Source organism: Candidatus Methylomirabilis sp., from assembly GCA_036000645.1.
GTDB lineage: Bacteria > Methylomirabilota > Methylomirabilia > Methylomirabilales > JACPAU01 > JACPAU01.
In genome coordinates this window covers 1-2,818 of the sequence record DASYVA010000058.1, presented here as the reverse complement: position 1 = coordinate 2,818, position 2,818 = coordinate 1, and the positions used below count along the sequence as shown (strand labels likewise).

Genomic DNA, 2,818 nt, shown 5'->3' with positions numbered 1-2,818 from the left:
AATGACGAGCATCACGAGGCCCGAGGGAGGAGGCGGCCGGAGGCGTACGCTGTTTGTACGTTGAGGACCGCCGACGACCGAGAACGACGTGAGGCGACGTCAGTTGGCCCGGCACTAGCCCTTGACTTTCAGGACGGCCATGAAGGCCTCCTGCGGGATCTCCACCCGGCCCACCTGCTTCATCCGCTTCTTGCCTTCCTTCTGCCTCTCCAGGAGCTTCCGCTTCCGGGTGATGTCCCCCCCGTAGCACTTGGCCGTCACGTGCTTCCGGAGGGGCCGGACGGTCTCGCGGGCGATGATCTTCCCGCCCACCGCGGCCTGGATCACCACCTCGAAGAGCTGCCGGGGGATCAGCTCCTTCATCTTCTCCACGAGGGCCTTCCCCCGGGGGTAGGCGTGGTCGCGGTGCACGATCAAGGAGAGGGCATCCACCGGCTCCCCGTTCACCAGGATGTCCAGCTTCACCAGCGGGCCCGCCCGGTAGTCGATCGGCTCGTAGTCGAGGGAGGCGTACCCCTTGGTGGCCGACTTCAGCCGGTCGTAGAAGTCCAGGACGATCTCGTTCAGCGGGATCTCGTAGGTGATCAGGACCCGCCCCTCCTCCAGGTACTCCAGGCCCACCTGGGTCCCGCGCTTCTCCTGGCAGAGGCTGAGGATCGCCCCCACGTACTCGGTCGGGGTCAGGACGGAGGCCCGGATGTAGGGCTCCTCGATCTCTGCGATGCTCTGGGGGGGCGGCAGCTTGGCCGGGTTCTCCACCTCCAGGACGGAGCCGTCGGTTTTGGTCACGCGATAGACCACGGTGGGGGCCGTGGTGAGGAGGCGCAGGCGGAACTCCCGCTCGAGGCGCTCCTGGATGATCTCCATGTGGAGCAGGCCCAGGAAGCCGCAGCGGAAGCCGAAGCCGAGCGCGACGGAGGTCTCCGGCTCGAAGGTGAAGGAGGAATCATTCAGGCGCAGCTTCTCCAGCGCCTCCTTCAGGAGCAGGTACTCGTGGGGCTCCACCGGGTACAGCCCGGCGAAGACCATGGGGCGGACCTCCCGGAAGCCGGGGAGCGGGCGGGCCGTCGGGCGGGCCGCCTCCGTGATGGTGTCCCCCACCTTGCTCAGGCGGGCCTCCTTGATGCCGGCGATGACGTATCCGACCTCCCCCGCCACGAGCTCCGGCGCCGGGCGCATCTCGGGCCTGAAGGTCCCCACCTGGCTCACCTCGTAGCTGGCGCCCATCCCGATCAGGTGGATCCGCATGCCGGGCCGGACGGCCCCGTCGTAGAGGCGGACGTAGACGATGACCCCCTGGTAGGTGTCGAACGAGGAGTCGAAGATCAGGGCCCGGAGTGGCGCGTCGGGGGAGCCGGTCGGGGGCGGGATCCGATGAACGACCGCCTCCAGGACCTCCTGGGTCCCGACCCCCTCCTTGGCCGAGGTGAGGAGGGCGTCGCCGGCCTCGAGCAACAGGAGCTCCTCGATCTGGCGCCTCGTCCGCGGGACGTCGGCGGCCGGGAGGTCAATCTTGTTGATGACCGGGACGAGGGCGAGCTGCTGCTGCCGGGCCAGGTGCACGTTGGCCAGCGTCTGGGCTTCGACCCCCTGGGCGGCGTCCACGACCAGGAGCGCTCCCTCGCACGCCGCCAGGCTCCGGGAGACCTCGTAGGTGAAGTCCACGTGGCCCGGGGTATCGATGAGATTGAGCAGGTACTCCGTCCCTTCGCGCGCCCGATAGCGGAGGCGGACCGCCTTGGCCTTGATCGTAATCCCGCGCTCCCGCTCCAGATCCATCTGGTCCAGGACCTGGTCGCCCATCTGCCGGGCCGTGAGCGCCCCGGTGTACTCCAGCAGCCGATCGGCCAGGGTGGACTTCCCATGGTCGATGTGGGCGATGATGCAGAAGTTGCGGATCAGCTTCAGGTCCGTGGCCATCGCACCCGCCAGTCCCGCTCCCCCTCAGCCTGCCGGCATCCAGAGATGGCCGGCGTCGGCGAGGACGAGCCCCGCGGCCCCCAGCATCCCGGCGGTGTCGGCGAGGGCCGACAGCGCGACCCGGGTCCTCTGGAGGAGAACCGGGAAGGCCCGCCGCTCGAGCTCGGCCAGGGCCGGCGCAAGGAGCAGGTCCCCGGCCGCCGCCAGCCCGCCGGTGAGGGTGATCAGGTCCGGGTTCAGGAGGTTGACGAGGCTCCCAAGCCCCACCCCCAGATAGAAGCCGGCCCGCGCGAAGATGCGCCGGGCCACCGGATCGCCGGCCCGCGCGGCCTCGCTCACGTCCCGGGGCGTGAGCGCCTCCGGCCGCGCCCCGAAGGGGCCGCGCAGAGCCGTTTCCTCCCCGCGCGCCAGGGCGGCCCGAGCGTCCCGCAGGATGGCGGTCCCGGAGGCGTAGGCCTCGAGGCACCCGCGCCTTCCGCAGCCGCAGCGCTCGCCCTCCGCCTCCACGGTCATGTGCCCCGCCTCGCCGGCCGCCCCGCTCGCCCCGCGCCACAGGGCTCCATCGAGAACGATGCCGCTCCCGATCCCGGTCCCGAGGGTCAGGCAGATGAGCGAGCCGACGCCCCGGCCGGCCCCGAGCCAGTACTCGGCGAAGGCGGCCGCGTTGGCGTCATTCTCCAGCGTGACCGGCACGTCTACCTTCTCTTCCAGGAGCTTCTTCAGGGGGAGGTCCTGGAAGCCGGCCACGTTGGGCGCGGTGTAGATCATCCCCGTCCGCCCATCCACGAGGCCGGCGACGCCGAGGCCGCACCCCACCAGGCGGATGCCGTGGGCGCGGGCCTGGTGCTGCAGGACCCGGATTCCCTGCGCCAGCGTCTCCACGATGGCCGCGGCCTCC

2 protein-coding genes are annotated in these 2,818 nt (G+C 70.5%); both read right to left on the bottom strand.

Going from position 1 to position 2,818, the window contains the following annotated elements:
- Positions 1-114: 114 nt before the first annotated feature.
- On the bottom strand, positions 115-1,920 hold the full coding sequence (gene lepA, locus VGT06_03360) for a translation elongation factor 4 (protein HEV8662169.1): 1,806 nt from the start codon (positions 1,918-1,920) through the stop codon (positions 115-117).
- Positions 1,921-1,944: 24 nt separating this feature from the next.
- A partial coding sequence (locus tag VGT06_03355; protein ID HEV8662168.1) for an ROK family protein occupies positions 1,945-2,818 on the bottom strand: 874 nt, incomplete at its 5' end.